Source organism: Rhizobium croatiense, assembly GCF_019793465.1.
Classification (GTDB): domain Bacteria; phylum Pseudomonadota; class Alphaproteobacteria; order Rhizobiales; family Rhizobiaceae; genus Rhizobium; species Rhizobium croatiense.
In genome coordinates this window covers 248,015-270,765 of record NZ_JAILYJ010000008.1, presented here as the reverse complement: position 1 = coordinate 270,765, position 22,751 = coordinate 248,015, and the positions used below count along the sequence as shown (strand labels likewise).

Here is a 22,751-nt window from a genome sequence, read left to right as displayed (position 1 = left end):
TGTCGGCGCGGCTGATTTGATCGAGCCGTTCGGAGGGGGCCGCGTCCAAGGGCATAGGGTGCGCCCTTGATCGGCGGTGGCGCGGGCTAGATCAAGGCGTCGTGCAGCAGGCTCGACGGCTCGAAGACATCCTTCACGGCCAGCGTGAAATCGTGGCTGGTGGCGTTGCCGGCCGCGTCATAGGCTTCGGCGGTGAAGGTCAGGCTGTGGGTGCTTTCGTAGTCGATCGCCGCCTTGGTCTGGATCTTGTTGCCGACGAGCTTGAAGATGCCGTCGGCATTATCGGTCAGCCGCCACTTGACCACGCCGCCTTCCGGGTCGACGGCCGAGAGCAGGCCGACCGAGGTGCCGACCGCGACATTCTCGGAGATCGAGCTGCGCGAGAAGGCGAGCTTGATCGGCGCCTGGTTGGCGGGGGCCTCGTTGACGTCGAGGACGTTGATGGTGATGTCCTTCTCGACCGTGACCTTACCATCGGAGACGGCCACCTTGATCGTGTGCGACTTCGCCGTCTCGTAGTCCAGCGCCTTCGAGGTGACGACGCGATTGCCCTTCAGCCGGAAGTGATCGCCGGCGCCATCGATGAGCGTGTAGGTGAGGGCGTCACCATCGGCATCCTTGGCGCTGAGCAGGCCGACCGTCGTCCAGATCGGCGTATCCTCGGAGAGGGCGGTTTTCGACAGCTGGATATTGGTGGGTGCGGTATTGCTAGCTTTGAACGTTTCCGTCGCGAAATCATAGACGCCGTCGGCAAAGCGGGCGAATTCGATGTCCGTCAGCGTATCCGTCCCTTCCTGTGCGCTCGTCAGGATGTGATTGCCGTTGTTCATCGCGAAGGAATAATTGGCGAAATTGTTTGAGAAGACCGCGGTGTCGATGCCAGCGCCGCCGATCAATTTGTCATTACCGGTACGGCCGTTGAGGGTGTCGTTGCCGCCGCTGCCGTCGAAAATGTCGTTGCCGGCGGTGCCGACAAGCTCGTCGGCGCCGCCGCCGGTCTTGACGTCGATGCCGGAGGTACGACCGGTAATGAAGGATCCAAGATCTCCCAGTTCGTCGGAAAGATCGAGGTGCGCACTGTCCGTCAAGGCTAAGCGAGCGCTCTCATTGTAGGCCGGATCGGCCCACCGGACGATCTTATCAAAGCTTTCGAACTGTGCGCTCGTGCCATCGACCAAAAATCCTGCTGTTTCAAGGACTTCGATGTTCTTAATCGTCAGACCTGCCAACGTGGAGGCTTGCAAGGTATCAATACCAGCACCGCCATCGATTGTTCCGGAAACCAGCGGATAATACCTTTGTACAGTTATGGCATCGTCGCCGTCGCCTGCATCGACGTCGTAGACCTCAAGGGCAACATCAAACAGTTCACCATCGGTGATAAGATCGTTGCCCGCGCCGGCTCTGATGACGTCATTCCCGGCGTTGCCCGAGAGTTGGTCATTACCGTCACCGCCATTCAGAATGTCATTGCCATCTCCGCCCGTGAGCAAATCACTGCCATCGCCACCATTCAGAGCGTCGTTGCCATCCCCCCCATGGATCCAATCGTTTCCGGCGCCGCCGTTCAGCATGTCTGCGCCGTAACCGCCCGCGATTTTATCGCTGCCTGCGCCCGTGGTGATGATCGAATCGCCGCCGCCGAAGTCGGTTACATCCGCAACCGCCGAGCCCAGTTCGTCGGAAAGGTCTACCGTCCCGGAATCTGAAAGGAACAGAATAACCGGGGAGAGAGGGTCGGTTGGCGAGTTGCGGATGACGTCGTAGGCTTCGAACTCAGCGCCGGTCATGGTTGTTATGAAACCATACGTGTTGAGGATATTCAGAGGCTCATTCGGTGGAGTGTCGCTGATTGTGAAGCTTTCCGTGGCGAAATCGTAGAAACCATCGGCAAAGCGAGCGAATTCAACGCCTATCAGCGTATCCGTCCCTTCCACAGCGCTTGTCAGAATGTGATCGCCATTGTTCAACGCAAAGGAATAATCGGCGAAATTGCCGGCGAACAGCGCCGAGTCGATGCCGAGACTGCCGTCGATGGCGTCGTCACCAGCGCCGCCGGTCAACTTGTCATTGCCGGCATTGCCGTTGAGGATATCGTTGCCGCCGCTGCCGTCGAAAATGTCGTTGCCGATGGTGCCCGTAAACGCGTCGTCGCCGTCGCCGGTCTTCACGTCGATGCCGAAGGCATCGCCGGCGATGAACGATCCGAGATTTCCGAGTTCATCGGAGAGATCGAGGTGAGAGCTGTCCGTCAGTGCCACAGAGGCGCGAAAATCTTCGAACGGATCGGTCGACCAGACGATTTTATCAAGGCTCTCGAATTGTGCGCTCGAACCGGCGACCGCTACTCCTGCCGTCTCAAGGACTTCGATGTTTTTGATCGTCAGGCCCTGGAGCGAAGTGGCACGTAAGATATCGATCCCGGCGCCGCCATCGATCGTTCCGAAATTCCATGGAGCGAATGTTTCTATGGCTATGTAATCGTCGCCGTCTCCGGCGTCGATGTCGATGACCTCCGGGGTCGAGCCGAAAAGCTCACCATCGTCGATCGTGTCGTTGCCCGCGCCGCCTTTGATGACATCGTTTCCGACGTCGCCGGAGATCCGGTCATTGCCATCGCCGCCATTCAGCGCGTCGTTGCCAACTCCGCCATCGAGCCTGTCGTTTCCTGCGCCGCCGTTCAGCGTGTCTGCGCCGTCACCGCCTGAAATGGTGTCGTTTCCTGCGCCTGTCGTGATCACATTGTTGCCGCTTGAGCCCGTCACATTTGCGGAGCCCGAGCCCAGTTCGTCGGAGAGGTCAACCGTCGCGGAATCCGAGATGACCAGGTCAGCCGCGACGAGAGGATTGCTTTCAGAGTGACGGATGACGTCGTAGGCTTCGAACTCAGCGCCAGTCTTGGTAACCGTGGTGCCGTTGGTGTCCAGGATATTCAGCGGCGTCCCCGGCTCGGTGTTGTTGACCGTGAAGGTTTCTGTCGCGAAGTCGTAGACGCCATCGGCAAAGCGCGCGAATTCAACGCCCGTCAATCTATCCGTGCCTTCCAGAGCGCTCGTCACGACGCGGCTGCCATTGTCGATCGTGAGGGAATAAGCGGTGAAATCGCCCGCGAAGACCGCCGTGTCGATGCCATCGCCGCCATTTACGGTGTCGTTGCCGCCGCCGCCGGTTAATTTGTCGTTGCCGGCATTGCCATCGATGGTGTCACTGCCGCCGCTGCCGTCGAAAATGTCGTTGATGTCACTGCCGTTGAAAACGTCATTGCCGCCGCCGGTCTTGGCGTCAACGCCGAAGCCGGTGACAAAAGCTCCGAGATTTCCCAGCTCGTCGGAAAGATCGAGGTGGGCGCTGTCCGTCACCGCCAATGATGGGCGAGCATCAGAGAACGGAATGGTCGATCCGACGATCTTATCAAAGGTTTCGAACTGCGCGCTCGAACCGAGAATCGGAAATAAGTCCGCTTGAAGGATTTCGATATTCTTGATCGTCAGGCCATTGAGCGATGAGGCTTGCAACGTGTCGATCCCGGCGCCGCCATCGATCGTCCCTGCTATCTGTGAAGCGAAACGCTCGATGGTTATGGCATCGTTGCCGTCGCCGGCGTCGATGTTGATGATTTCCGGCTGCGGCCCGGCAGGACCCCATACAAAGCCAAAACCACCATCGGTGATCCGATCGTTGCCGTTGCCGCCCATCAATTTGTGATTACCGGCATTGCCAGAGATCGTGTCGTTTCCATCTCCACCGTTCAGCGTGTCATTGCCGTCGCCGCCCGAGATGGTGTCGTTGCCCGCTCCCGTGGTGATCGTGTCGTCGCCGCTCGAGCCGGTGACGTTTGCCGAGACCGAACCTAATTCATCGGCCAGATCCGCAACGCCGGAATCGGAGACAACTAGAGTAATAGGTGCGGAAGAATTTGCTGCGGAGTAACGAATGACGTCGTAGGCTTCGAACTCGGCGCCGGTCTTGGTGACTGTGGCGCCGTTGGTGTCCAGTATATTCAAGGCCATATTTAAAATTATCCCCAATAGATGCGTTGTACTTCGAAAAATCAGAACTCCGCGGAAGAACTGTTTTATTGGTTCGGCGGAAGACAACCCCACGGGGATCTATGCCAATCATTAATGATGTTTTCAATGAAAAATTGTGATTTTTTCTTGATTTTTTAACGAAAAACTAAGGCTGAAATACTGGCAAATAACTCTGAATTCGCAAACCAAAAGTGGTATTTTAGTCTTTTAATTTATACGTCCTTCCTGCATATATAATTCTCGCTATAAGTGCGACTATTCTTCCCGGCGTGCTTCAGCATTGCCGCTCAGTAAGACCGGCGATCGGCCTGCCCGTCCCGGCACCGGGCGGGAGGGGCATTCCGGCAAGCGCACAACTAACGCTTTGTTGACCGGACTTGGTTCCGGAACATAATAAGAACATCTAATATTCTGTCGGCAGCGAGGGCCCATGTGCGGACGCATTTTCGTCAAGACATCGCTTGAAGAATTGATCAGCAATTTTCCCTTTGCCGTGAAGAGCGGGGATATCGATGGACTTGGAAATCGCTTTCCCCGCTGGAACGGCGCGCCGTCACAGGATTATCCCATTATCATCAGGGACATTGTGCGCGAACCGGATACGTCAGGCCCTATGTTCGTCGTGGCGCGATGGGGTCTGATGCCCTCCTGGGCCAAGCCCGGCGGCCGGCCGCCGCCGGTCAATATCCGCTGCGAAGGGATCAGCTCCAACGGCATGTTCCGTGCCGCCTACCGCTCGCGCCGCTGCCTGGTGCCGATCAATGGCTTCTTCGAATGGAAGGACATTCACGGCACCGGCAAGAACAAGCAGCCCTATGCCATCGCCATGAAGGACGGCTCGGCCTTCGCGCTCGCCGGCATCTGGGAGACCTGGAAGGACGAGAAAGGCGTGTCCATCCGCAACTTCGCCATCGTCACCTGCGCGCCGAACGCGATGATGGCGGAGATTCACGATCGCATGCCTGTTATCCTGCATCGCGAGGATTACGAGCGCTGGCTGTCTCCCGAGCCGGACCCGAACGATTTGATGAAACCTTTCCCGGCGGAACTGATGGTGATGTGGAAAATCGGCCGGGATGTCGGCTCGCCGAAGAACGACAGGCCCGACCTCATCGAAGAGGTCGAGGACGATTCCGAGCCGACGCTGATCTAGGATACTTCCGGCAAGCCGCGGCGATCTTGCGTCCGGAATTGCTCTGATGTCACCGGCTCGGGCGGGAGCCATTCACGAAACCATGCGGCAAACACATCCTCACGAGGAGAGGACCACGCATGCAAGACGATATCGCAACACTCCTGCGGTCGTTCCTCAACAATGCCCTTCGCAAACAGTCTCAGCGCCGCATTCGGGATTTCGGCGGCTATCAGGTCGGCAAGCGCCGCAACCTGCATGTCATCGAACCGATCGCGCGGGATACCGCGGAATTTCTCTGCACCTATCTCTGCATCAGCCTGCGCGGCGAACCGGCGAGCAAGGAAGGCGTCGCCTCCGCCATCGCTGCAGCCTTGAGGAACGTCTCCGACGAGCTTGCCTTCAAGCTGACCCGGCACAGTGACGAGGCGTGGACGACCCTCTGTCATTCTGTGGCGGAGTTTCTGGAGGGCTGCCTGCAGATCGATCATAGGCCCTATGACGGCTCCCTGACCGCGCAATCGGACTATAATGGCTGGAAGAGCTGGGAGTTGATCACCAGTGGCGAGAAGCCGAAGGGCAAATGGAGGCACGCCTGGAAGGAAAAGCCCGGCGACGATTTCATCGGTTTTGACGGCGGTGCCTGCATGGGACGGATCTTCAAGATCGACCTGATGGATTCGAGTGAGCGCTGGTATTGGCTGATCGCCGCCGATGGCAGCCCCCGGCGCGGCTGGCCGGCGGCGGGGTATGAAGCGAGTGCGAGGAGTGCAGCCTGTCGGGTGGAGCGAATTTATTTTGCGCTGGCGAGGGGCGAGGAGAGGATGGGGTTTGGGTGAGGGGAGGCTAGGCCAGCTTGATGAGGCCGGCTTCGGTCGGACGGAAGCCGCAGGTGCGATAGAAGGAGGTCAGGTGCGGCTCGAAATCGACATGCAGCCATTCGGCGCCGCGCTCGCGGGCAATCCGCGTGGCTTCCCTGACCAGTTGCGTGGCGATGCCCTGCCGGCGCATGTCGGGGTGAACGCAGGTGTCGAGAAGGAAGGCATGAATGCCGCCGTCCCAGGCGACGTTGACGAAGCCGACGAGCCTGCCGTCGTGATAGGCGCCGATATGGGCGAGGCTGCGGGGCAGGATACTGGTGAAGTCAGGTGCTTCCGATGTGTTCCAGGCGGCGTACCAGAGTGTGGTGAGTTCGGCGGTCGAGGGGAAGGGGTCAATGCGGAGGTCGGGCATGGGTAGGAACCGGTTCGTTTGTCGCGGCGCTTGCTGGGTTTTTCTGCCGATTGCGGTCACTTCGCAATAGGTTTCATCTCTGCGGCGGGCAAACTCCCTCTCTGCCTTGACATGAGTCGGGTCACTTCTCCTCCGTCATTCCTGTGCTTGTCACAGGAATCCAGCCACGGCGCGTCCGCGCCGTGAATGACACTCCCACTGAAAAGGAGTCTCCCGCGCCCAAGGACTTAGGCGCACTGGATTCCTGCGACAAGCAGAGGAATGACGGAGGAGTGGGGCGGCGGCCGAGGAAGGCGTCGCCAGTCTTTCAGGAGCAAAGAAATTTGCCGAGATCACGGTGCGCTTTTAACGTTGAAGTTCACCGCCCCGGCCGCCCGGTCTTCCCCCTCGTACGCCCCTTGCGCTTCTGCTCGCCCGGCTCCTCGTAGCTCCCGGCGCCGACGCGTCCACGCACCACCGGCCGCACGCCGTCATCGCGTTCCGGCTGGCCTTCAAGCAATGGCGAGAAGTGCTTTGTGCCCTTTGAGGCCTCCGGCTTTTCCGGCACGCGGCCGGTCACCGGCTTCTCCGTGCGGCCGACCGTCATCTCGTCGAGGTCGTTCTTGCGGAAGAGGCTCTTGCCGGCAGGGGTGGTGGGGTCGCGGCCCATTTCGTCGAGATGGGGTTTGCGGAAGAGGGGCGTGGTCGTGTCGGTGCCTGGGCCCATGTCGTCGAGCGAGGGCCTGGAGAAGTAGGAGGATGTCGCCCCCTCATCCGCCCTCTCGGGCACCGACCGGGGTCGAGCCGCTTGTCTCGACCCGTCCTCCGGACCCCCGGCCGGGAGAAGGGACTCGCGGGTGGCCTTGGCGTTCCGCTTGATACCTTCCATTGCCTTCGATTCTTCGCGCGCCATCGGATCGTCCATGACCGCCAGCTCGGCGGCCTTGAGGCGTTTGATTTCGTCGCGCAGGCGGGCGGCTTTTTCGAAGTCGAGGTCGGCGGCGGCGTCGCGCATGCTTTTTTCGAGCGCATTGAGATGGGTCTGCAGGTTGTTGCCGACCAGGTTGCCGCCGTCGGCGAAGCCTTTGCCCGAGACGCCGGAGATATCGGCGCGGACGTGGTCGCGTTCGTAGACGCTGTCTAGGATGTCGGAGATCTTGGCCTTGACCGATTCCGGCGTGATGCCGTTTTCGAGGTTATAGGCCATCTGCTTTTCGCGGCGGCGGGCGGTTTCGTCCATGGCGCGCTGCATGGAGCCGGTCACTTGATCGGCATAGAGGATGACTTTGCCGTCGACGTTACGGGCGGCGCGGCCGATGGTCTGGATCAGCGAGGTCTCGGAGCGCAGAAAACCTTCCTTGTCGGCGTCGAGGATGGCGACGAAGCCGCATTCGGGAATGTCGAGGCCTTCGCGCAAGAGGTTGATGCCGACGAGCACGTCGAAGGCGCCGAGGCGGAGGTCGCGGATGATCTCGATGCGCTCCAACGTGTCGATGTCGGAGTGCATGTAGCGCACGCGCACGCCCTGCTCATGCAGATATTCGGTCAGGTCCTCGGCCATGCGCTTGGTCAGCACGGTGCACAGCGTGCGGTAGCCCTTGGCGGCGGTTTCGCGGATCTCGCCGAGCACGTCGTCGACCTGGGTGCGGGCCGAGCGGACCTCGACCGGCGGGTCGATCAGGCCGGTCGGGCGGATCACTTGCTCGGCGAAGACGCCGCCGGACTGTTCCATCTCCCAGGCGCCGGGGGTGGCCGAGACGGCGATAGTGTCGGGGCGCATGGCGTCCCATTCCTCGAAGCGCAGCGGCCGGTTGTCCATGCAGGAGGGCAGGCGGAAGCCGTATTCGGCCAGCGTCGCCTTGCGGCGGAAGTCGCCGCGGTACATGCCGCCGATCTGCGGCACGGTGACATGGCTTTCGTCGATAAAGACGAGGGCATTGTCGGGAATGTATTCGAAGAGGGTCGGCGGCGGATCGCCGGGGTCGCGGCCGGTGAGATAACGCGAATAGTTCTCGATGCCCTGGCAGGAGCCGGTCGCTTCCAGCATCTCGATATCGTAGCGGGTGCGCTGCTCCAGGCGCTGGGCCTCCAGCAGGCGGCCGGCCTTTTCCAGCTCGGCGAGACGAAGGCGGAGCTCTTCCTTGATCGATTTGATGGCGCCGTTCAGCGTCGGGCGCGGCGTCACATAGTGCGAATTGGCGTAGATTTTCACCGATTTCAGATCGCCGACCTTCTGGCCGGTGAGCGGATCGAACTCGGTAATGGCGTCGATCTCGTCGCCGAACATCGAGATGCGCCAGGCGGCATCCTCAAGGTGGGCGGGAAAGAGTTCGATCGTGTCGCCGCGCACACGGAAAGAACCGCGCGTGAAATCCATGTCGCGGCGTTTGTATTGCTGGGCGACGAGATCGGCCAGCAACTGGCGCTGGTCCAGCCGGTCGCCGACCGACATCTGGAATGTCATCGCCGTATAGGTCTCGACCGAGCCGATACCGTAGATGCAGGAGACCGAGGCGACGATGATGCAGTCGTCGCGTTCGAGCAGCGAGCGCGTCGCCGAGTGGCGCATGCGGTCGATCTGCTCGTTGATCGAACTTTCCTTCTCGATATAGGTGTCGGAGCGCGGCACATAGGCTTCCGGCTGGTAATAATCGTAGTAGGAAACGAAATATTCCACCGCATTGTCGGGGAAGAAGTTCTTGAACTCGGAATAGAGCTGGGCGGCCAGCGTCTTGTTCGGCGCCAGGATGACGGCCGGGCGCTGCGTCGCCTCGATCACCTTGGCCATGGTGAAGGTCTTGCCGGAGCCGGTGACGCCGAGCAGCACCTGGCTGCGGTCGCCATTCTCCAGCCCCTCGACGAGATCGCGAATCGCGGTCGGCTGGTCGCCGGCCGGCTCGTAATCCGACTGCATGCGGATGGCGATGCCGCCTTCGGATTTGTCCGGCCGGGCAGGGCGGTGAGGCGTCCAGATCTTGCCGTTCTTGTGCAGCGGATTGCCGCTCTCGATCAGCTTCGACAGCGCCTCGACGGTGGCGGTGACTCCGCCGGGCGAGATGTTGCCGGCATCCTCCAGCGAGATATCGAGGCCGGCGACCGGGTTGAGCCCGGCAGCGGCACGCGTCTTCGGATCGCTGGATCCGCCGATCGAAACACCGCGGGCGGTCTTGCCCACCGTCGCCTTCTTGTTGACGCTGACGGCTTCGGAATGCTTGCGCGCCGCGTTTTCCACCGCCTTGCGATGCTTGCCCGCCTTGGAAGCAATGTCGCGCTGGCTCTCGACGCCCGATGCTTCCGCATCCGCCTCGAGCTGCTTCACCCAATCGGCAACCGAGCCTGAAAGCGGGGCGCCTTCAAAGGACGATTGCGGGGCTTCCTCGAAGCCATTCGGGGCGGGGGATTTCTTCGGAGATTTGGCCATGGCGGGAATATGGAGAGAGTCAGCGCGAAAGGGAAGAGGGAAGGGTACAAAAGGGAAACGAATGAATCGTTCGGATTGGTGAACAATGTTGAGGCGCGGCCAGCAAGAGCCGGCATCGGTCCTCGATTGGGTAAATAAAAAGTCTGTGGTTGAACAGCGGGTCGTCTCCCGCATTGCGCGTGGCAATGTTACAGCTATTGCGGGAATTGGGGACTATTCATGAAAAAGATCATTATCGCATTCGCGGCGACGGCGGCGCTCGCCGGCTGTGCCAAACGTCCTGACGCCATCGTTCAGGTCGATATTCCAATGGCGGCTTATACGAACCTCAGCTGCGAAGCTCTCGCTGGTGAATTCAAGAAGGAGCGCGCCAAGCTGGACGATTTGTCGAAGCAGCAGATCAGTGCGGCGAATGGCGATGCCTTCGGCGTCTTTCTCGTCGGCGTCCCGATCGGTAGCGTTGCCGGAGGAGACAAGGAAGGCGAAATTGCCGCCTCAAAAGGCAAGGTTTCCGCCATGCAGTCCGCCGGCATGAGCAAGGGCTGCAAGTTGCCCGGCTGACGGCGCGTCGTCGTGGCGACGGAGGTCGGACCGACCAAATTCGGGCGTTGGCCATCGATGACGATTCTGCTGCTCGCAGCTCCCGGGTCAGGGCAACAACCAGCGGCTCCTTGTGGCGTCCGGCCGGCATGGCAGGCTTTGTAAGCCGGCTCTTCCAAAGGACGCCGGCGAGGCCTGCCGTTCACGGTCGCGTGTCGTACCGGAACTGGAAACGGCCCTTGGCAGTTACTGTCCTGTCGACCCAGCCTCAGGTGCCACTGCCATTAACGACCATTCCGCCTTCTGGAAGAAACCGATTTCGATCGATCTTGATACCGGCGAACGGCTGGTTCTCCGCTCACCGCAGGATGCGCTTTATGCACTGGTCTCCGACTGGCCGGTCAACGGCGGTGTCCATCAGCAGAGGGCGATTGATTTCTGCCGTGCCTGGCTTGCGGGCCGCATGCCGGCCGAGACGGTGCGGCAGGCTTTTATCCTGGCGGCGCTGGAAGCCGGTGTTCCGATCAATGATGATGAAGATGGCGGCGGTATCTCGGCTTTGAGCCCGCCGATGTAAAGCGAGCCGATGTGCGGTCTGGATCCGGACAGGTGGCATTCCGCCAATCGACAAAGTTTCCTTTGATGTATTGCAAATATTGTTCGCGCTGTGTTTGTGGAGATCGCAGCGTATATACGGTTTGATTCTTGGGAGATATTACTGAATGAGATTGAAAATTTTTGTTGGCGCTGCCCTGCTGGCGCTTGCCGGCTGCAATGCTCCGGTCTCGCAATCCGTTGCAGATTCGCAGCGTCCGCCCTCGAATGAAGTCCGGCAGAACTTCATCAATATTGTGTTCAAGAGAACTTATAGACACGAAGCAGGAGAAGTCGTCTGGGCGCGCATTTCCAGTGTGGTTCTGCTCGACCCCGAAAAACAGATTTATGCGTATTGTGTACGGATCGTGCCAAAGCACGGTTGGGGAGACTGGGCCTATCTTGGCGTCTCATTCACAGAGGGCAAAGTGCTGGGCGCAACGGTGAATGACGATCGCTGCCACGACAAGCGGCTGCGTTACTACCCGTTTCCTGAGATGAACGGCATGAAGACCTGACGCGGGGCGACGGCGGCGCGGCTTTCTCCAAACTCTCTCACGCTGAGGTACACAGCTCGCAGGCAGAGCCTACAAGCACAGAGAGTGACTTTGTTGCCTGCAGTGGTCGCCATGCGGAAAGCTCGATCCATGAATTCTGGCAGAGAAAGATCCAAGCCGAATGAAAAATAAATACCTTGTCTGCGCTGCCCTGCCGGCACTGGGCAGCTGCCAGACGCCGGCGCCGCAATCGATTGCCGATTCCCAGCGGCCGCCTTCCAACGCAGTTCGACGCGAGTACGTCGATGCTCTGAGGGGAACCATTAAGCCGGGGAACTTCATAAAGGCTGAGATTTCAAGCGTCGTTCTGCTGAATCCAAAAAAGCAGATTTATGCTTATTGCACGCGTACGACGGAACGCAGCGATCCGAACTGGTCCTACATCGGACTGGGGTTGCAACACGACATGATATTGCACCTGAGAAAGAACGACTATCGCTGCCATGATAAACGGCTGCGTTATTATGATTTTCCGGAGTTGCGGTACACGAAGTACTGAGGCCGAGCACCTTCCCTTGGACGTGGTCAGCATCAAAGATCGCTGCGGGGTCGGCCGGGGCAGATCGCTCAGCGCTTGACCAGCACGTGCGCACGCACCGGCTGCTCGATGCCTTTGAGCGTCAGCGTGCGCTCCTCCGCTCCGGCAATGAGCGCGGCGGCCTCTGCCGCCGTTTCGGCGGAGACGAGGATCTCGCCGGCCGCCGCCTGGGATTCAAGTCTCGCGGCCTGATTGACGACGCCGCCGATGGCAGTGAAATCGGTGCGGAAGCTGGAGAATTCGCCGATCTGCACCTCGCCGGAATGAATGCCGACGCCGACACCGAGGGGGCGGCCGGGCAGGGCGTCGGGCGCCAGGCTATTCAGCGCCGCGGCGCAGTTTCGCTGGATCGCCTGCGCCGCCAGGATCGCTGCGGCTGCGTGATCCTTCCTGATGATCGGGAAATTGAAAATCGCCATCAGGCCGTCGCCCATCTGTTTGTTGACGATGCCGTCATGCGCCCAGATCGCCTGGGCGCAGCGATCCTGGAAGAGGCTGACGATTTCACTTAAGCGCACCGCCTCGATCCGCTCCGAGAGATCGGTAAAGCCCCTGATATCGGCAAACAGGATGGTGGCGTCGACAGTGATCTGGCGCTGCTTTTTGACATATTGGAAGGATCGTTCGCAGATCGTGCAGATATCGGGGTTCATCTTGCTGCGGGTGATGCCGAAGGCGCGGAAGGGCAAGGCGAGCGGGCCGCCGATGGGGATCGGCATATGCATCTGGTCCCAGCAGCCACGGCAGATCCTGGCGCTGCCGTGGCTGGCCTGCTCCCCGTAAGTGGATTCTGTCGTCATATCGCACAATCCGTCCACACTGGCCGACACCAAGCTTCCGTCAGTCCTGTAATTTTTGCAACTCTTCCATTTGGCTCGGGCTCAGCTTTGCCATCCCCGCGCGATGATTGCCCGAACTCCCGACGCGGGGCCGTTGCTGCAACGGACGGCCGTGGAAATACGGTCACACTTGTTACTCCCACTGTTCGAATTCCGCTGCGAAACTATGTCCGACCAATGCGCGAAGAACCGCGGTTCGATGAAGAGGCGCGGAAAATCGCCCCAATGAGGAGATCGAAGCGATGACTGCAACAGCCGAGAATGGAACGGGCGGACAGTCCATGCAGAAACCCGCGGTGGTATCGCCGGATGCCTGGGAGGCGGCCCGCAAGCAGCTGCTGGTGAAAGAAAAGGCCCAGACCCGTGCCCGTGATGCGCTCGCCGCCGAACGTCGGCGCATGCCGTGGATGGCCGTCGAGAAGAATTATGTTTTTGAAGGGCCTGAGGGCAAGGTCAGCCTGCTCGACCTGTTCGAGGGCAGGCATCAGTTGATCGTCTACCGCGCCTTTTACGAGCCCGGCGTTTTCGGCTGGCCCGATCATGCCTGCCGCGGCTGCTCGATGGTGGCCGACCAGGTCGCTCATGTCGCCCATCTCAACGCCCGCGACACGAGCCTGGTCTTCGCCTCGCGCGCGCCGCAAGCCGAGATCGCGCGGCTGAAGGCGCGGATGGGATGGAGCATGCCATGGGTGACTATCATCGACAGTTTCGACAAGGATTTCGGCGTCGACGAATGGCACGGCACCAATGTGTTCTACCGCGACGGCGAACGCATCTTCCGCACTTATTTCGTCAATAACCGGGGTGACGAACAGATGGGCGGCACCTGGAACTATCTCGACATTACGCCGCTTGGCCGGCAGGAGGTCTGGGAGGATTCACCCGAGGGCTATCCGCAGACGCCAACCTACAAATGGTGGAACTGGCACGACAGCTACGTTCCGGATGCGGCGCCGGACAAGAAATGGGTCGAAGTTTCCGACGCCGGCGAGGCGGCGTTCCGGGCAGAGAGCGCCAACGAGAAGCCTTGAGCAAGATCCGCTGCGACCACTGGGATCTCTCCACCCGAGAACGGCCGGCAAAACGGTTGCCCTGCTGGCCGCAGGCCGTGCATAGTGGCGGCGACGCGGAGGGGCCGATGACCAGATTGCATGCGCTTGTTTTGATGATGCTTCTCGTGCCTGCCGCAGCACAGGCGGAAAAACGCTGCGGCTGGCTGGACAATCCGGCGACGGCGACCTGGTCTCTCAATGACGCCGCCGGCGGCTGGATCATCATGGAGAACGGCAGCGGCTACAGGGCCAAGGGAATGAATCATATTCCTGATCTGACGACCGGCGAATATGTTTACACCCATGCCGTCCATGGCTATGCCTGTGCCTGCATGGAGGTCGACACGGATGGCGAGGGGGGCATCAGCCGCATTCGGTCCGTGCGGCAACTGCCGCTTTCCCGATGCCGGAGCGATCCCGCCCTCGGCTGGTTCCTCAATAAGGATCAGTGACGACGCAGCGAAGGCCCGCCGACATCTCCCGGCTTCCTCGCTGCGTGCGGTCTTGTGAAATTGGTTACCATTTTCCCGACGCATCTCTTCGGAAACGGAAACCTTCGAGCGTGAGTCCGCGTTATCTCGGTGGCCGACGGTGCGCCTGCCGGCGAGAACGGGAGGAGGACGTTTCATGAAAGTCATGATCGTGGAAGATGAGGGTTTTATCGCTCTGGAGCTTGAACGCATCGCGCAGGATGCCGGGCACCAGACGGTCGGGCCGGTTTCGACGGTGGAGCAGGCTCTTGCCTATGCCCCGAAAAGCGACATCGCGCTTGTCGATCTCAGCCTCGCCGACGGCCAGAGCGGCGCCCAGCTCGCCCGCCGGCTGATCGACCGCTATGGCGTCGACGTCATCTTCGTGACCGGCAGCCCGGAGAATGTCGGAAACGGTATCGAAGGCGCGCTCGACGTCATTCCCAAACCCTTCACCGACGACAGGATTGCCGGCGCGCTCTCGCGGGCGCAGGCTTTGCGCAGGGACTTCGATGGCAGCAATGCCATCATGTGACCGCGCGAGCGTGGCGGCGCCCAGACGGTGGCGCTGAAGGAAGGGTGACGGGGCTACCGCTATATAATGGCGAAGTCGTCGCTGCTGCCGGCTCCCGCGTTCAACCGTCTGGCGGCAAGTTCGATAAAGGTCTTGACCAGAGGCGGCAGGTGCCGGCTGCTGGGATAGACGACGTAGAGGCCGCCGGCCGGAGTCGTGTAACCGTCGAGAACGCGGCACAGCCGCCCATCCCTGATGAAGGCATTGGCGACCCCATGGGGCAGTCGGGCGATGCCATAGCCGGCGATCGCTGCGGCCATGACCGCCTGCATTTCATTGGCGGCGAAGCGCCCCGAGACCGTGACCGTTTCCTGTCCTTCCGGGCCTTCGAGCAGCCATTGCGCATGGGTGGATTGGCCGGCGATAACGCAGTCGTGGCGGACGAGATCTGCCGGGCGATCGGGCGCGCCGCAACGGGCGAGATAGTGGGGGCTCGCGCAGAGCACGCGATGGGTAGAGCCGAGCTTGCGGGCGATCAGCGTGGAATCCTCCAGGATGCCGGTGCGGAAGGCGAGGTCTATGCCGTTTTCGACGAGGTTCAGCCTGTCGTCGGTCAGCCGCAACTCGACCCTCGACTTGGGGTAGGTCACCAGAAGATCGAAGATCGCATCCTGCAGGAAGTGGCCGCCGAAGCCGACCGGCGCCGATATGCGGATCGTGCCGGCGGGCTCCGTCCTTGCTTCCGCAAGACGCAGGTTGGCGCCTTCGATCGTGCGGAGCGCCTGGCTGCTTTCCTCGTAATAGAGGCGGCCTGAAGCCGTCGGGCTGAGGCTGCGGGTCGTGCGCTGCAGCAGGCGCACGCCGAGTTCTCGCTCGAGAGCGGCAATGCGTCGGCTGACTGTTGTCTTCGGCATGCCGAGCAGGCGCGCCGCAGCGGTGAAGCTGCCGGCTTCAATGACGCGGGCGAAGATCATGATATCGTTGAGGTCGAGCATTGTAGCCTGAAATGGTACGATGTTTTGCAATTATAGGCCATTATGGCTCAATGTGATAGGCCCTAACTTTGCTCCATCAGTCACAAACAAGGAGCAGACAGATGAGCAACATTAGACGCGTTTTGGTCACCGGCGCCACCGGCCAGCAGGGTGGCGCGGTCGTGCACGCGCTTCTCGCACGGGGACACCGAGTCAAGGCGATCTCACGCAGGCCGGACGGCGACGGCGCAAAGCGGTTGGCCGCGGCAGGGGTCGAGGTCGTTGCCGGCGACCTGGATGACGGCGCATCTGTGGCGAAGGCTGCAAGCGGCGTCGACACGATGTTCCTGATGGGCAACAGCTACGAGGCCGGGACGGAAGCGGAAACGCGCCAGGGCATCACCGTCGCCAATTCGGCGAAGGCCGCCGGCGTCGGTCACCTGATCTATTCCTCCGTCGGCGATGCCGACAAGAAGACCGGCATTCCGCATTTCGACAGCAAGTATCTCGTCGAGAAGCATGTCGCCGGCCTCGGCATCCCCTATACGGTCAGCGCGCCCGTCGCCTTCATGGAAAACACGGTGGCACCTTGGGCGATCGACGGGCTCCGACAGGGCGTCTATGCGGCAGCGCTGCCGCCCGCACGCGTGCTGCAGCAGATCACCCTCAAGGACATCGGCGCTTTCGTCGCAGCACTGGCCGAGCGGCGCGAACAGGTGTTCGGCAAGCGTTTCGATATTGCCGGCGACGAATTGTCTGGCGAGCAGCAGGCGAAGATCCTGTCCGAGGCGCTCGAGCGGCCGATACGCTACCAGGAACTGCCGATCGCCGCGATGCGGCAGCAGAGCGAGGACGCGGCGCTGATGTTCGAATGGTTCGATCGCACCGGCTACGACGCCGATATCGCCGCCCTGCGCCGGGATTTTCCCGATGTCGGCTGGCACAGCTATGCCGATTGGGCGCGCGGCTTCGACTGGAGCGTTCTCGGCAAGGCGGCCACCTGATACACTCTCCGTCGCCCCGGCCTGAACCGGGGACGACGGAGAGCCGGATCCGCCTCGCCCAAGGCGACGGATCGCTCAGCTCTGCGGCGATCGACCATCGTTCTTGAAGAGGGAGGCTTCGATGCCATCGAGTTTCAATGTCGAAAGTGCGGATGGTTATGAGCGGCTGATGGGGCGCTGGAGTAAGAGGCTGGCGCCGATGCTGATCGATTTCGCCGGGTTGGCGGATGGGGATCGTGTGCTCGACGTCGGCTGCGGCACTGGCAGCCTGACATTTACGCTGGCCGAAAAGCCAAGCCTGCAAGAAATTGCTGCGATTGATTATTCGCCGGTTTTCGTCGAGGCGGCAATGCGGCGCAATACCGATCCGCGCATTGCCATTCGGCAAGCCGATGCCTGCGCGCTGCCGTTCGAGGATAATCGCTTCGACAGGGCGATGTCGCTGCTCGTGCTGCATTTCGTGCCGGAGGCGGGCAAGGCTGTTTCGGAAATGGCCCGTGTCGTGCGCCCGGGCGGTGTGGTCGCCGCCGCCGTCTGGGACCATTACGGCGGCATGCCGGTCATGCGGATGATGTGGGACACGGCTGTCATGCTCGACGAGGACGTGCTGCCGCTGCGTCGCAAATATTGCTTCCAGCCGATGATGCGGCCGGGGGAGATGAAGCAGAGTTTTGTCAGCCAAGGCCTTGTCGACGTCGAGGAGACGTCGCTGCTGATCCGGATGGAATACGGCTCCTTCGAGGACTATTGGGGGCCGATCGCCGCAGGCGAGGGGCCGCTCGGCAAGTATGTCTGGGGGCTCGAGTCAGCGAAGCGAAAGGCGCTCGGCGTTGCCATGAGAGCCGCATATGAAGCCGGCGAGCCAGATGGGCCGCGGTCGTTTGCGTCGGTGGCGTGGGCATGCCGGGGCAGGGTGGCGACTGGCAAGGGTAGCGGTTTAACGATCGCGAGATAGCAAGCATGCGCCAGCGCCTCAGAGAGCCTCATCCTGAGGTGCCCTGCAGGGGCCTCGAAGGACGAGGCGGGTGCTGGGCGTGAGATGGATGCAAGAAGCAGCGTTGCGGCGTGCTTCGAGGCTTCGGCCTTTGGCCTGCGCGCCTCAGCATGAGGGACGTTGGAGGATGCCGCGCCAAGGCTTCAGAGAGCCTCATCCTGAGGTGCCCCGCGGGCGTCAGGGCGAGTGCAATGGCGGCGAAGGGATGCGAGAAGCGATGTTGCGGCACGCGCTTCGAGGTTTCGCCTTGCCGGGCTGCCCCCACAGTATGAGGAGTCTGTGCCGCGCCCCAAATCATGAACACTGGCGACCGTCAATTCCGGCGCCTGCTACGGCGAATAGGCGCTAGCCTGCGGTAAATCCGCGGCCTGTTTCGCTTGATCCGTGCCTCATCGGGACGGTCGGCCTTTAGGGTCGTCACGACTTTGCAGGCGCAGACTCGATCGTAAAAGGTCTGTCCTTCCCAGACGATGAACGGCCAAATCCACCATGCCGTCACCGCCAGGGCCCCAGACAAGGTAAGATTTGCCGATGCTATCGTCAGAGGGCTCGTATCCCTCGCGGAACATTCGAAGCAAGGCGTCGAAGTCTTCCGTGGGATAGATCGGAAACAGCGAGATTGCGAAAGCGACGGCGCTGAAAAGCAGATTCGGGCTGAATTTCAGGATTTCGCGTTTAAACGCGGTGCCGAGATCTGGAGTTTTTCCATCGACGGACTGGACTCTCAGGAATACGAGCGCCTTTCCGAACGTGCGGCGACCGTTCGCGGAAAACCAGGCGAAAGCCAGGGCGATCAGCGCGGTGTTGGCTATGCCGGATAACAAGCTGCGATATGCCGGCAAGGTTTTGGTCACAGGCTTGTTGTCTGCGTCAAGACGAATGGTCAGCTCCGGGGACCACAACAAGCCGTCCGTATCTGCGGCAACGCCTGTTCGCAGATATCTTTGCTTTCCCAAACCAAAGTGTGTTTTCTCGCATATATCAGCGCCGCGAATTTCTCCGGTTTTCAACGGCCATCCAGCTTCAATTCGTTTTGCAAGCTGATCGGGGATCGCCTCGGTGCACTGCGTGGATGTCCAACCGTGGAAAAGGAGGTCCAGGGGGGACGTCGCGGAAAAGTAGTAGACGGCAATGAGGATGGCTGCCTGAAAGATGGTGACGTCGACGATATAGGCTGCGAAGCGTCGCCAGAAGTAGCGGGAAGGGAAAGTGATGTTTTGCGGCATCTGCGGTGTATTGTCCATGTCGCCCCTATGTCCACACTACGTGATCCAGCACGATTCGTTTCAACATGAAGTAGCGAAAATGCGTGGTCTTTGTCACAGAGGCATCGTGCTCCTGCTAGTCCAGTTCCGGTGCAATTTCTGGCCCCGGAAAGCAGGCCGGGGGGCGAGCTGCCGGCCATCGGCATCCTCTCGGTGGCGGAAGGTCGCAACCGTTCTCGCGCGCGTTTCGGGACTTGTCGCCGAACGCCTTCATGCTAGGTAGGGCTGCCGGCATAGATCTCCTCCTGCTGGATCAATAGTTCTTCCCACAGCCCCGAGTTACCCCATGTCCTTTTCTCCCGCAGCCGTCTGGCCCGTCGTCATGCTGTTTGCCTCCAACATCTTCATGACCTTTGCCTGGTACGGGCATCTCAAGCACAAGAGCAGCGCCATCTTCCTCGCCATTGTCGTCAGCTGGGGCATTGCCTTCTTCGAATATTGTCTCGCGGTGCCGGCCAACCGCATCGGCTCGGCGGTCTATACGACGGCGCAGCTGAAGACGATGCAGGAGGTGATCACGCTGATCGTGTTTTCCGGCTTTTCAATCTTCTGGCTCGGCGAGAACCTGACCTGGAACCACGCCATCGGCTTCGCGCTCATCGCAATCGGAGCATCCTTCATCTTTCGGGCCTAATTTGTAGTTTTTTCAATAGATTACAAATCGTCCATGTCTCGTTATCGCCGCATTTCCTACAGATTGCCGTCGCAATCGGCTGGCAGCCTATCACTATTCATTGATCAGGAGGTGACCGGCCATGAGCCTCTCTTTTCCGACGATGGCGGCGATCCGGTTCGGTTATGGATTCCGGCCGGGCGAGGCGCCGCCGCAAAGCAAGGATGAACTGATCGGGCAGCTATCCATAGGGGCCGCGGCAACGCCGGATTTTCCGCTTGGCGGCCCCGACATGCGTCACCGCGCGATCCTCAGCCTGCAGGAGCAGTTGAAGCAGATCCGCCAGCAGGCGAAGACGACGGAAGACGATCCGGCGCGGCGCGAGATGCGCAAGGGCGTGCAGCGCCAGGCGCAGCAGCAATTCCAGCACGACGCGAACCTGCGGCTGATGCAGGCGGTGCTGTCGCCCTACGGCTTCTACGAGCGGCTTTCGACCTTCTGGACCGATCATTTCTCCACCAGCGCCAACAAAAGCCTGCCGATGCGCCTTATCGTGCCGCTCTATGAGGCCGAGGCGATCCGGCCGTTCATATCCGGCAGGTTCGGCGATCTGCTGCGCAGCGCCACTGCTCATCCCGCCATGCTGATCTATCTCGACCAGGCGGATTCGCTCGGGCCGGATTCGGCCGGCGGCATGAAGCGCAACAAGGGGCTGAACGAAAATCTCGGCCGCGAACTTCTGGAACTGCACACGCTCGGCGCCGGCAGCGGCTATACCCAGGCGGACGTGACGGCCGCCGCCATGGTGCTGACGGGGCTTACCATCGACCGCAAGGAGATGGACATCGCCTTCCGGCCGAATATTTCCGAGCCCGGCGCCCATGAGGTGCTCGGCGTCAGCTATGGCGGGCGCAAACGCTCGCGCGACGATTATCTCGACATGCTCGACGACCTCGCCGTTCATCCGAAGACGGCTGCGCATATCAGCCGCAAGCTCGCGGTTCACTTCGTTTCCGATCAGCCCGACGAGGGCATGGTCTCCGACATGGCGGCGGCCTGGAAGAAGACGGATGGCGATCTCACCGCCGTCTACACCGCCATGCTCGATCATCCCGCTGCCTGGCAGAACGAAGGCGCCAAGGCGCGCCAGCCCTTCGATTATGTCGTTGCCGGCCTCAGGGCGCTGAATGCCGGGCCGGTCAACGGCGTCGTCGGCAGCTTCCTGGCCGCCAATCAGCAGGGCACGGATGACGGCGACATGGCGGCGAATACACCCGGCATGGCCGGATCGCCGGTGCCGACGGATCCCGCCGGCGAGGCCAGGGACAAGCGTCTCAAGGCCTTCCGGACGGCGCGGGCGCTGGGGCAGGGAGCGCTGAAGCGCATGGGCCAGCCGACCTGGCTGCCGCCGAGCCCGGCCGGCTTCGAGGAAGGCTTTTCCGCCTGGATCACCGGCAGCCAGCTCGCCGAGCGGCTGGCCTGGGCAAGGCGGGCCGCAGCGCAGTTCGGCCGCGACGAAGACCCGCGCGAATTCCTGAAATCGACGCTTGCCGATGCGGCGCGCGACGAGACGATCCGCGTGGTGTCGCAGGCGCCGAACAAGATCAGCGGGCTGACCCTGGTGCTGGCATCGCCCGAATTCAACCGCCGCTAAGCAGACTTTCGTTGGCAAGCCAACGCTTCCTCTGCTTAGCTCATTTGTTTTGTCGCAGGTTCTGACCGGAAAACCGCTGGACACCTTTCCGGAACCTGCTCAGGAGGCCCCGCCCATGACGCTGTCGATGAACAGGATTTCGCTTTCCCGCCGCGGCTTTCTGACCTCTGCCTGCTGTCTTGCCGCCGCGCCCGTCTTCACACCCGTCACCTTCGCGGCGATGCCTGGTGATAACCGCTTCGTCACCATCGTGCTGCGCGGCGCGATGGACGGGCTGGATCTGGTGCAGCCCTACGGCGATGCCGGCTTTGCGGCGCTCCGGCCGACGCTGGCGCTGACGCCCGAGACCGGGCTTCTCGATCTTGACGGGCATTTCGGGCTTAACCCGGCCGCCGCGGACCTGCTGCCGCTGTGGAAGAGCAAGGAGCTTGCTTTCGTGCACGCCGTCTCGACACCCTATCGTGACCAGCGCAGCCATTTCGACGGGCAGGACATGCTGGAGTCAGGCGGCGAGCATGTTGCCGAGGAAAGGACCGGCTGGCTGAACCGCGCCCTTGCCGTTATTCCGCGTTCCGATGCGCGCAAGGCGATCGACGTCAATACCTCGACGGAACTGATCCTCTCCGGGCCGAACGAGGTCGATGTCTGGGCGTCGGATTCCAACCTGGCGCCGGCGCGTGACGAGATGCAGTTCCTGGCGCGGCTCTATGCCGGTGATCCGCCGTTTGCCGCAGCACTTGCCGAGGCGACGCGGGCCGATACCGCCTCGATGATGACTGAGCCGGACGGCCAGCGCGGCGCAAAGGTGGCCGATGTGGCGGCACTCGCCGCCAATATGCTGAAGGGTGATTACCGCATCGCCAGCTTCTCGATCTCAGGCTGGGACACGCATATCGGCCAGGCCGGCCAGTTCAAGCGGCCGGCGCAGGACTTGGCGCAGGCGATCAACACGCTGAAGACGACGCTCGGGCCGGAGATCTGGACGAAGACGGTGGTGCTGGCGATGACCGAATTCGGCCGCACCGTCCGCCAGAACGGCTCTGGCGGCACCGACCACGGCACCGGCGGCTGCGCCCTGCTATCAGGCGGCGCCATCAACGGCGGCCGCATCCTCGGCAAGTGGCCCGGGCTCGGTGACGGCCAGTTGCTCGACGACCGCGATCTGATGCCGACGGCCGACGTGCGGGAGGTGGCGGCGGCGATGCTCTACCGGCAGTTCGATGTCGGTGTGGGTGATCTGACCGGGAAGATCTTTCCGGGGATGGGGTTCGATAAGGGGTCGCAGTTTTTGAAGGTGTGAGTGGGCAGCTTCCTCTTCTCCCCAGCGGGGTTCCGGGCGTTCGTCGC

General features: G+C 61.3%; 20 protein-coding genes. 14 read left to right on the top strand and 6 right to left on the bottom strand.

Annotation, left to right across the window (positions count from 1 at the left end):
- Positions 1-86: 86 nt before the first annotated feature.
- Positions 87-4,010: a metal-binding protein gene (locus tag K6M89_RS15635; RefSeq protein ID WP_222140053.1), complete on the bottom strand. Its 3,924-nt coding sequence runs from the start codon at positions 4,008-4,010 to the stop codon at positions 87-89.
- A 451-nt stretch (positions 4,011-4,461) separates the two neighbouring features.
- Between K6M89_RS15635 and K6M89_RS15630 the strand changes: the two genes are divergently transcribed.
- Positions 4,462-5,184, top strand: coding sequence for an SOS response-associated peptidase (locus tag K6M89_RS15630; RefSeq protein WP_222140052.1), 723 nt, complete (start codon positions 4,462-4,464; stop codon positions 5,182-5,184).
- Positions 5,185-5,303: 119 nt separating this feature from the next.
- Positions 5,304-6,002, top strand: a complete 699-nt coding sequence (locus K6M89_RS15625; RefSeq protein WP_222140051.1) for a hypothetical protein — start codon at positions 5,304-5,306, stop codon at positions 6,000-6,002.
- Between the two features lie 7 nt (positions 6,003-6,009).
- Here K6M89_RS15625 and K6M89_RS15620 read toward each other — a convergent pair whose 3' ends face one another.
- Both K6M89_RS15620 and uvrB read right to left on the bottom strand, forming a co-directional pair.
- On the bottom strand, positions 6,010-6,396 hold the full coding sequence (locus tag K6M89_RS15620; protein WP_222140050.1) for a GNAT family N-acetyltransferase: 387 nt from the start codon (positions 6,394-6,396) through the stop codon (positions 6,010-6,012).
- A gap of 358 nt (positions 6,397-6,754) precedes the next feature.
- Positions 6,755-9,796 (bottom strand): excinuclease ABC subunit UvrB, encoded by a 3,042-nt coding sequence (uvrB, locus tag K6M89_RS15615; protein WP_222140049.1) that lies wholly within the window; start codon positions 9,794-9,796, stop codon positions 6,755-6,757.
- A 219-nt stretch (positions 9,797-10,015) separates the two neighbouring features.
- Between uvrB and K6M89_RS15610 the strand changes: the two genes are divergently transcribed.
- From K6M89_RS15610 to K6M89_RS15595, 4 genes are all read left to right on the top strand, one after another.
- Positions 10,016-10,357: a lipoprotein gene (locus tag K6M89_RS15610; RefSeq protein ID WP_222140048.1), complete on the top strand. Its 342-nt coding sequence runs from the start codon at positions 10,016-10,018 to the stop codon at positions 10,355-10,357.
- A 112-nt stretch (positions 10,358-10,469) separates the two neighbouring features.
- Positions 10,470-10,913 (top strand): DUF982 domain-containing protein, encoded by a 444-nt coding sequence (locus tag K6M89_RS15605; protein ID WP_313140147.1) that lies wholly within the window; start codon positions 10,470-10,472, stop codon positions 10,911-10,913.
- A 145-nt stretch (positions 10,914-11,058) separates the two neighbouring features.
- Complete coding sequence (locus K6M89_RS15600) at positions 11,059-11,448, top strand: hypothetical protein (protein WP_222140047.1); 390 nt, start codon at positions 11,059-11,061, stop codon at positions 11,446-11,448.
- A 160-nt stretch (positions 11,449-11,608) separates the two neighbouring features.
- Positions 11,609-11,986: a hypothetical protein gene (locus tag K6M89_RS15595; RefSeq protein ID WP_222140046.1), complete on the top strand. Its 378-nt coding sequence runs from the start codon at positions 11,609-11,611 to the stop codon at positions 11,984-11,986.
- A gap of 68 nt (positions 11,987-12,054) precedes the next feature.
- Here the strand turns inward: K6M89_RS15595 and K6M89_RS15590 are convergent, their stop codons facing one another.
- Entirely contained in the window at positions 12,055-12,825 is a 771-nt protein-coding gene (locus K6M89_RS15590; RefSeq protein ID WP_222140045.1) for an adenylate/guanylate cyclase domain-containing protein, read from the bottom strand.
- A gap of 281 nt (positions 12,826-13,106) precedes the next feature.
- Between K6M89_RS15590 and K6M89_RS15585 the strand changes: the two genes are divergently transcribed.
- The 3 genes from K6M89_RS15585 to K6M89_RS15575 all read left to right on the top strand — a co-directional run bounded on the left by K6M89_RS15585 (position 13,107) and on the right by K6M89_RS15575 (position 14,921).
- Positions 13,107-13,895 carry a DUF899 domain-containing protein gene (locus K6M89_RS15585; RefSeq protein WP_222140044.1) on the top strand — a complete coding sequence of 263 codons (789 nt, stop codon included), beginning with the start codon at positions 13,107-13,109 and terminating at the stop codon, positions 13,893-13,895.
- Positions 13,896-14,002: 107 nt separating this feature from the next.
- Entirely contained in the window at positions 14,003-14,368 is a 366-nt protein-coding gene (locus tag K6M89_RS15580; protein WP_222140043.1) for a DUF4087 domain-containing protein, read from the top strand.
- Positions 14,369-14,543: 175 nt separating this feature from the next.
- Complete coding sequence (locus K6M89_RS15575) at positions 14,544-14,921, top strand: response regulator (RefSeq protein ID WP_183837543.1); 378 nt, start codon at positions 14,544-14,546, stop codon at positions 14,919-14,921.
- A 59-nt stretch (positions 14,922-14,980) separates the two neighbouring features.
- On the opposite strand, the gene K6M89_RS15570 is transcribed toward K6M89_RS15575, so the two are convergent.
- On the bottom strand, positions 14,981-15,895 hold the full coding sequence (locus K6M89_RS15570) for a LysR family transcriptional regulator (RefSeq protein WP_222140042.1): 915 nt from the start codon (positions 15,893-15,895) through the stop codon (positions 14,981-14,983).
- Between the two features lie 101 nt (positions 15,896-15,996).
- Here K6M89_RS15570 and K6M89_RS15565 point away from each other — a divergent pair, with 101 nt between their 5' ends.
- Both K6M89_RS15565 and K6M89_RS15560 read left to right on the top strand, forming a co-directional pair.
- A complete protein-coding gene (locus K6M89_RS15565) occupies positions 15,997-16,878 on the top strand; it encodes an NmrA/HSCARG family protein (protein WP_097579669.1) in 882 nt (293 codons plus the stop codon).
- Positions 16,879-16,999: 121 nt separating this feature from the next.
- Positions 17,000-17,833 carry a class I SAM-dependent methyltransferase gene (locus tag K6M89_RS15560; RefSeq protein ID WP_222140041.1) on the top strand — a complete coding sequence of 278 codons (834 nt, stop codon included), beginning with the start codon at positions 17,000-17,002 and terminating at the stop codon, positions 17,831-17,833.
- Between the two features lie 428 nt (positions 17,834-18,261).
- Here K6M89_RS15560 and K6M89_RS15555 read toward each other — a convergent pair whose 3' ends face one another.
- The gene (locus tag K6M89_RS15555; protein WP_313140145.1) at positions 18,262-19,116 is read right to left on the bottom strand and encodes an RDD family protein; all 855 of its coding nucleotides are present in this window, start codon (positions 19,114-19,116) and stop codon (positions 18,262-18,264) included.
- 307 nt (positions 19,117-19,423) lie between these two features.
- Between K6M89_RS15555 and K6M89_RS15550 the strand changes: the two genes are divergently transcribed.
- The 3 genes from K6M89_RS15550 to K6M89_RS15540 all read left to right on the top strand — a co-directional run bounded on the left by K6M89_RS15550 (position 19,424) and on the right by K6M89_RS15540 (position 22,704).
- Entirely contained in the window at positions 19,424-19,771 is a 348-nt protein-coding gene (locus K6M89_RS15550) for a DMT family protein (RefSeq protein ID WP_127430320.1), read from the top strand.
- Positions 19,772-19,892: 121 nt separating this feature from the next.
- The gene (locus K6M89_RS15545) at positions 19,893-21,404 is read left to right on the top strand and encodes a DUF1800 domain-containing protein (RefSeq protein WP_222140040.1); all 1,512 of its coding nucleotides are present in this window, start codon (positions 19,893-19,895) and stop codon (positions 21,402-21,404) included.
- A gap of 115 nt (positions 21,405-21,519) precedes the next feature.
- On the top strand, positions 21,520-22,704 hold the full coding sequence (locus K6M89_RS15540; protein WP_097579871.1) for a DUF1501 domain-containing protein: 1,185 nt from the start codon (positions 21,520-21,522) through the stop codon (positions 22,702-22,704).
- Positions 22,705-22,751: the final 47 nt, after the last annotated feature.

Excerpts from the sequence above, each read along its gene's own strand:
- K6M89_RS15635 (WP_222140053.1), bottom strand. The coding sequence starts at position 4,010 with ATGGCCTTGAATATACTGGACACCAACGGCGCCACAGTCACCAAGACC.
- K6M89_RS15630 (WP_222140052.1), top strand. The coding sequence starts at position 4,462 with ATGTGCGGACGCATTTTCGTCAAGACATCGCTTGAAGAATTGATCAGC.
- K6M89_RS15625 (WP_222140051.1), top strand. The coding sequence starts at position 5,304 with ATGCAAGACGATATCGCAACACTCCTGCGGTCGTTCCTCAACAATGCC.
- K6M89_RS15620 (WP_222140050.1), bottom strand. The coding sequence starts at position 6,396 with ATGCCCGACCTCCGCATTGACCCCTTCCCCTCGACCGCCGAACTCACC.
- uvrB (WP_222140049.1), bottom strand. The coding sequence starts at position 9,796 with ATGGCCAAATCTCCGAAGAAATCCCCCGCCCCGAATGGCTTCGAGGAA.
- K6M89_RS15610 (WP_222140048.1), top strand. The coding sequence starts at position 10,016 with ATGAAAAAGATCATTATCGCATTCGCGGCGACGGCGGCGCTCGCCGGC.
- K6M89_RS15600 (WP_222140047.1), top strand. The coding sequence starts at position 11,059 with ATGAGATTGAAAATTTTTGTTGGCGCTGCCCTGCTGGCGCTTGCCGGC.
- K6M89_RS15595 (WP_222140046.1), top strand. The coding sequence starts at position 11,609 with ATGAAAAATAAATACCTTGTCTGCGCTGCCCTGCCGGCACTGGGCAGC.
- K6M89_RS15590 (WP_222140045.1), bottom strand. The coding sequence starts at position 12,825 with ATGACGACAGAATCCACTTACGGGGAGCAGGCCAGCCACGGCAGCGCC.
- K6M89_RS15585 (WP_222140044.1), top strand. The coding sequence starts at position 13,107 with ATGACTGCAACAGCCGAGAATGGAACGGGCGGACAGTCCATGCAGAAA.
- K6M89_RS15580 (WP_222140043.1), top strand. The coding sequence starts at position 14,003 with ATGACCAGATTGCATGCGCTTGTTTTGATGATGCTTCTCGTGCCTGCC.
- K6M89_RS15575 (WP_183837543.1), top strand. The coding sequence starts at position 14,544 with ATGAAAGTCATGATCGTGGAAGATGAGGGTTTTATCGCTCTGGAGCTT.
- K6M89_RS15570 (WP_222140042.1), bottom strand. The coding sequence starts at position 15,895 with ATGCTCGACCTCAACGATATCATGATCTTCGCCCGCGTCATTGAAGCC.
- K6M89_RS15565 (WP_097579669.1), top strand. The coding sequence starts at position 15,997 with ATGAGCAACATTAGACGCGTTTTGGTCACCGGCGCCACCGGCCAGCAG.
- K6M89_RS15560 (WP_222140041.1), top strand. The coding sequence starts at position 17,000 with ATGCCATCGAGTTTCAATGTCGAAAGTGCGGATGGTTATGAGCGGCTG.
- K6M89_RS15555 (WP_313140145.1), bottom strand. The coding sequence starts at position 19,116 with ATGGACAATACACCGCAGATGCCGCAAAACATCACTTTCCCTTCCCGC.
- K6M89_RS15550 (WP_127430320.1), top strand. The coding sequence starts at position 19,424 with ATGTCCTTTTCTCCCGCAGCCGTCTGGCCCGTCGTCATGCTGTTTGCC.
- K6M89_RS15545 (WP_222140040.1), top strand. The coding sequence starts at position 19,893 with ATGAGCCTCTCTTTTCCGACGATGGCGGCGATCCGGTTCGGTTATGGA.
- K6M89_RS15540 (WP_097579871.1), top strand. The coding sequence starts at position 21,520 with ATGACGCTGTCGATGAACAGGATTTCGCTTTCCCGCCGCGGCTTTCTG.